Raw genomic sequence first — 6,115 nt, forward strand, 5'->3', positions numbered from 1 at the left:
CTTATTTTTCGTAATGTTTACTTAAATCCTCGATTTCTAACACATCGATGGTGAGATCTCCTGAAGTGGAAGCTACTTCATTAAAAAGAATGCGGTATTGCTCGTTTACCCAAATAGCACTAACGCCATTAAGATTGCCTTCTTTTTTTTCATAGTGTAAACTTTTAATTTGATACAACTGTTCAATGCGAGTGACGGATTTTAACGTATTGATTTTTTGCACATACTGTTTTACCAATTGAGGGTTGGATTTATATTCCTTGTGGGGTTTTAGAATTCCCTGGTACAGGTCTGATAAATACGGTTTTTTAAAGATAATCTCCATAATTGGTTTTGCAAAGATATATAAATGTTCACATATTTGTGAACAAATATCAATTAATTAGTGTATATTTTTTTGAGGCGTTGTTTGATAAGGGTTTGGAGGTGTTGGAAGTTCTTAAAAAATGCTCTTGAATTGATTATTTTGTTACTACTTAATTTCATATCAAATCTTAATGTTTGGAATATAAAAGAAACATAATTTAAAATCGTTGGGCTTTATTTCTAAATAAAAACTTTCATTATTTGAGCGCCAAATTCTACCCCGCCATTTATTTTCAACAATATCAGATTTATCCTCCTCATCAAATTTATCTCTACCAAAATTATCGGAGCCTAAAATATTTACTATTTTATTGGTAATAGATTCAAACTCTTTAAATGAAGTAAATTTTGAATAATTTAAAATTTCATTAAAAAAAATAAATGTAGGTGTATCATTATTTTCGATTACTAAATTTAATCTATTGAAGAAATTAAAATGTTTGTTTTTTAATTTATAAAATATTACTTTTTTGTTTTGTTCCTCTATATCCAATACTTCAACTAGCTCTTCTTTTTTGATAACATTTACTAAATTTTTATAATAAGTTTCAGTGTTTAATTCTAGATCACCGGCTATTTCAATATAATTTTTTTGAAAATCTGCCAGATTTAAAACCTTTGTTTCAATGCCAAATAAATTATATAGCACTTTTGCTTTTAATAACAATTGTTCATCATCAGAAATTAAGTATTCACAATGAGCAGCATAATAAGCGTGTTGTGCATCATTTTGAAAACTAGAAAAGACAACCTTATTGTTTTTTTCATTATCTAATCCCAGAATATTTAAACAACTGTATGCATTGATGAAAAAATTAAATTCTCGTTGCTTTTCTAAACTTTTGTTGTGAATGAATGTTTCTTCAACAAATTCCATAAAACTCTTTTGAAGTGGCGTATCTTTTAATTCACTATCAAAGTTTTTATTATTTATATCAATATTAAATTTTTTAAGATTTAGTGCATCAATTGAATAGTTTCTTAATCCTCTCCAAATTGAAGGGTCTTGGTTTAAATTATCAATTGTTTCAAGCATACCTTTTATTAAATCCATTAGAGTACTCCCATTTTCTAAAGTGGGTAACATTCGTATTAATGGATTATTTACCCCTATGTCATCAATAAAATTCGGAATTCCTAAATTGCCAATAGGCATATTGAACATCAATTTCATTTTATCTTTGACATCAATAATTTCAGGAGTGTCAATCTCGTTTGATTCCATTTCTGAAAATAATTCTGTAAAATTTAATATCTCTGAAAGAGGTGTATGATCTAAATTGTTAAACGCCTCTGTTGGTGATGCAATTTGAACATTTACAATAGTTTCATCAATTTTTAAGTTCAAATAATTTTTATCAACTAATTGTTCCATAAAAAGTAAATCCTCAAATTTTTTATTGGTTTTGTCACGAGTTAGGTCAGATAGATGAGCATATGAGTAATAGAAAATTAGTTTATCTTTTTGTTCAACAAGATTTTCTAACAATCTAGAATAGTTTGGGTTTTTTAAATATCGAAAAACATTGCTATCAATGTATACTCTAGTCATAATAACATAATTTGTAATTTAATATTTTTTTGCTTAGTTTACTTTCTTTCTGTGCGCAATGACTTTGTGCTTCAACAATCCCAATTTAACTTATGCTTCTTTATTGTTTTTCTGGTGTTCGTGAATCGCTACACACGCTTCTCTTTTAATTTGAACTTTCAACAATCCCAATTTCGTCCTCACTCAAATCATACAACTCATACACCATTTTATCAATTTCCTTATCTGTACTTTCTATTTGTAATTTAAGGGTTTGAGCTTGTTTTTTGTAATCTTCAAAAAGATCCATCCATTCGATTTCGTCTTTTTTGGTGAGTGGCGTTTGTCCTCTTGTTTTTATAGCTTTGTTGAGTTCTATGATGAAAGTTGCAAAGGTTAATTCGTGCCAGTTTTGGAGTTTTCTCGATGTTTCAGTAATTTTAAAATTCGAAGTTAAATATTTAAGTAATTTTTGTCTTAATGCAAAATGTTCATCTGTAGATAAGATGATACTTTCTACTAATTCACTTACTTGAATTTTAATTGAACTTTCAAAAATTTTTATTGGAATTTTTTCTAAATACTGTACTTTATATTCTTGATAACCACCTCTTCTAGTTATTGCCCATTGTCCCATTAAGAATTTAATTAATTTTGAATTTAAAATTGCTAATAGAACTTTATCATTTGATGGAATTATAAAACCAGTCATATCAATAACATTTCCTTGAGACAGAGTGAAATTATTTCCCAATGAAACATTTGGATAGACAATATATTCTAAATTGAAGTTTATTTTTTTATTAATTTGTTGATATTCAAACCATTTTTTATTACCCTTTTTGACCCCTTCATTTATTATGGCTCTTGAGATTAGTTTGCTTTTGTTTGAATTTAAATACTCTATTTCTTCTTTTAAATCTTCTTCTGAACATAATTCATATTCACCATTTAAATTTTCGTACGGAAAAATTATGTTGTTATTTGATTTAGGTGTTAAATATCTTTTTAAGTCCTTACCAAAAACATATTTTTTAGAATATTTTGTTTCTTCAAAAGTTATAAAACCATCATTAAATCCAGTTTTAACGCCAACTAATGGTAAAGAAGAATATGATTTTAATGTTTTAGAATTATTTGATATTTTTTTAATCATTTTTGAAACTTCCCTAGAATAAAATTGAAAATCACTTTCTATAAAATCACTAATATGAATTGGATTATATGGGAGATTAAAAACTGCATCTTCAATTCTATTAAATTCTAATTTTGGTACAAATACATAATTGAATTTATAATCTTCTTTATGTTTTGTTTTTAGCGCAGTAAAAATTAATGGATAAGCACTTATTCCTTGAAAGACATCTAGATCATCAAAATTTATTACTTCTATAAAGGTTAAATTTTCAATCAGAAATTTTACCAATACTTTTCCGTAGCTGGCTTCAAAAAATTTGCCAGAAGAGATGTAAGAAATAATTCCATTCTCCTTCAAAATATTTGATCCTTTCTCATAAAAATATGTAAACAAATCTGCCTTTCCTGAGTACACCCTATAGTTTTTTGATAGAAATCCAGAATGTTCCTTAAATAATTCTTGTCTAACGTAAGGCGGATTCCCAATTATCACATCAAAACCTCCTTTAGCAAACACTTCCGGGAATTGTTCCTTCCAGTTGAAAGCTTTGTCACCCGCAACGGCTTTGCTGTCAATAAGCGAATTGCCGCATTTGATGTTGTTGTTTAAGCTAGTCAGTTTTCGTTTGGGTTGGGCGGTTCGGAGCCACAAGGAGAGTTTCGCAATCTCGATACTTTCTTCGTTGAGGTCAACGCCATAAATATTGTGTTCCAGGATTTGGTTTTCGATGTCGGGAAAGACAAAGAAACCTCCAAAGAGTTGTTTGTTGAGTTCGTCCAGGTAGGCGTGTTCCCTAATCAAGAAATCTAAGGCTTGGTTCAGGAAAGCTCCCGAGCCACAAGCCGGATCACAAATGGTGAGTTGTAACAACCAATCGCGGTAATCCTTGAGTTGCTGGTCCAGTTTAATAATGGTGGTGGTTTGGCGATTCTTGCGGCCTTTAGCATATTCCTCATCAATTATTCCCAGTTCTTGTTTTTTCTCCGTACAAAGTTTACCAATGGTGTTGTCGACTATGTATTTGGTAATGTATTTCGGGGTATAAAAAACGCCGTCTTTCTTACGCTTGGTTTTTTGTTTGTCGAAATCGGTTCCTTCAATTTCGGCATTGACACTTTCGATTTCGTTTAGTGAATGTTCGAAAATGTGTCCCAGAATGTTGACATCTACCTGACTTTCGAAATCATAAGTAGAAAGTTTTAAGGTATGACGGTACAACATTTCGTTGTCGATGATCACGGCATCAAGAATGGTGTCGGGCTGGAAGAGTCCTCCGTTGTAGGCAAAGATTTCCTCTTTCTTGTCGGTGCCTTTGCGTCCGGTATCGAGATAGCCAAAGTATTGTTTGTAGCGATCGTAAAGTGGCATTTCTACATCCAAATCAGCCAATGCTTTCCATTCTTTAAGCACGGTATTAATGGAGTTTGGAGCCAGCAGTCCACGGTCTTCTGCAAAGAGAATAAACAGAAAACGGTCGATCAATTTTTGTGATTTTTGGAAAAGAATCAGTTTAGTAGTCTTTTCGGGTAAATCATTAAGTAAGATGTTAGATCGGTTTTGCTTGACCAAATCCCGGTACAATTCGCGTTTGAATACGGAATAATCCCCATAGAATTTTTTAGTAATGTTTTCTTCTTCCACCACCGAAGCTTCTTTTATGCTGAGTGGTTTGTTGGCCAAGATATTTTCTTTGGCCAGACAGAGGTAGAAGATTTCGAATTCAACGTGGGTGAGGGTAAAAAGGTTGAATTCCTCAAAGTCCACCGCATTGTTGATGTAGAATCTCAACTTTTCGAAATTGGAAGTGATGACATAGATGCAACCCGTTTGGTTGGCTTTGTAATCAAATGCTTGTTGGCGGATGCTTTCGAGGTCTTTTGTATTGGTTCCTTTTAGTTCAATTACACCGAGGGCATTTCCGTCTTTGAGAATAGCGCCATCTACTTTTTTGGCACCTTTTATGTTTTTAAGTTCCGTGGTCAGATTAAAGTTAGCTGCTGGATTTAGTGTGTAGCCCAAAATGTCCACAAATAATTCGCGCAAGAATCCTTCTTGGAATTGTTCCTCCTTACTGTTGCGAATATTTTCCTGAATGGCCGCATTATGAAAATACTTGACGTATTTTTTATAGGCTTTTTGGATTAAGGCAGAATCTTGTTGGCTCAAGTATTTCTTGAGTACGGAGGGCTGAAATAATGACATTGGTAACGCTTTTGTTTGAGAATCTAAAAATACACAATTTGAAAGTAGTGTAAGAATTTTGTTATTAACAAATTAGGTTGATAAATAACACTACTTTCAAAGTTAGAATAGGATTGATTTTTCAAAGTTATGCGGAGTAAATGGGATTACCTTACGGTTTCCCACATTTTGAGAAAATAATTATTTAATTCCACACCGTTTAGATTGTCTAGAAACAATTGAAAATCGTACAATTGAATCAATCCCTCCTTGTTTTCTGGTACTTGTGCCAACTGCACAAAATTGATGTTTTGGTATAGGGATTTTTCTCCTAAAATGTCTTGCATGATGATGAAAATAGCTTGTTGTAACGTCTTTGTATCACAATACAAATTGTAACTTTTTAAAAAAACTACAATGTCTACCTTATGCGATAATTCATGATACTCCAGCGGTAAAAAAGTGAGTTCGCTGGCTTTTAAAGTCATCTCATGAAAGATATACGGTTCGTCAAGACCTTTCATAATTTCTTCAATTCTTTCGGTTGGTTGGATGAATGCGATGAATTTCCAGGTTTTCAATTGCGGTGCGTTATCAATTAAATTGATTACCTGGTTAAAGTATTCCGGGTTGCCATTTGCGGTTAAAATTAGCTCGAATTTTCCATTTTCGGTTTTCGGATATACAATCATAAAGTCAACTTCTTTGCAATAGTAGCTGAGGTTTTTGTTGATCCAAAAGCTGATGTGTTTTTGGTTTTTTGGGGTTTCGTTGATGAGGTTTTTGATGGTTTGATTGTTGTCTTGGAACCAGTTCCAGAAGGTGTTGATTTTTTTCATGATAGAAAAGTTTAAGGTTTAAGGTTTGAAAAGTTTAAAGTTGCTTCTCGATACAATTTT

General features: G+C 31.7%; 4 protein-coding genes. All 4 read right to left on the minus strand.

Annotation, left to right across the window (positions count from 1 at the left end; translation table 11 throughout):
• Nucleotide 1 precedes the first annotated feature (1 nt).
• The 4 genes from EKL97_RS14870 to EKL97_RS14885 all read right to left on the minus strand — a co-directional run bounded on the left by EKL97_RS14870 (nt 2) and on the right by EKL97_RS14885 (nt 6,055).
• On the minus strand, nt 2–325 hold the full coding sequence (locus tag EKL97_RS14870; protein WP_126569227.1) for a type II toxin-antitoxin system RelE/ParE family toxin: 324 nt from the start codon (nt 323–325) through the stop codon (nt 2–4).
• 162 nt (nt 326–487) lie between these two features.
• A complete protein-coding gene (locus tag EKL97_RS14875) occupies nt 488–1,918 on the minus strand; it encodes a hypothetical protein (protein WP_126569228.1) in 1,431 nt (476 codons plus the stop codon).
• 145 nt (nt 1,919–2,063) lie between these two features.
• Entirely contained in the window at nt 2,064–5,237 is a 3,174-nt protein-coding gene (locus tag EKL97_RS14880; protein ID WP_126569229.1) for an Eco57I restriction-modification methylase domain-containing protein, read from the minus strand.
• A gap of 146 nt (nt 5,238–5,383) precedes the next feature.
• Nucleotides 5,384–6,055 (minus strand): hypothetical protein, encoded by a 672-nt coding sequence (locus tag EKL97_RS14885; RefSeq protein ID WP_126569230.1) that lies wholly within the window; start codon nt 6,053–6,055, stop codon nt 5,384–5,386.
• Nucleotides 6,056–6,115 lie beyond the last annotated feature (60 nt).

This window comes from Flavobacterium sp. LS1P28, from assembly GCF_003970335.1.
GTDB lineage: Bacteria > Bacteroidota > Bacteroidia > Flavobacteriales > Flavobacteriaceae > Flavobacterium.

Excerpts from the sequence above, each read along its gene's own strand:
- EKL97_RS14870 (WP_126569227.1), bottom strand. The coding sequence starts at position 325 with ATGGAGATTATCTTTAAAAAACCGTATTTATCAGACCTGTACCAGGGA.
- EKL97_RS14875 (WP_126569228.1), bottom strand. The coding sequence starts at position 1,918 with ATGACTAGAGTATACATTGATAGCAATGTTTTTCGATATTTAAAAAAC.
- EKL97_RS14880 (WP_126569229.1), bottom strand. The coding sequence starts at position 5,237 with ATGTCATTATTTCAGCCCTCCGTACTCAAGAAATACTTGAGCCAACAA.
- EKL97_RS14885 (WP_126569230.1), bottom strand. The coding sequence starts at position 6,055 with ATGAAAAAAATCAACACCTTCTGGAACTGGTTCCAAGACAACAATCAA.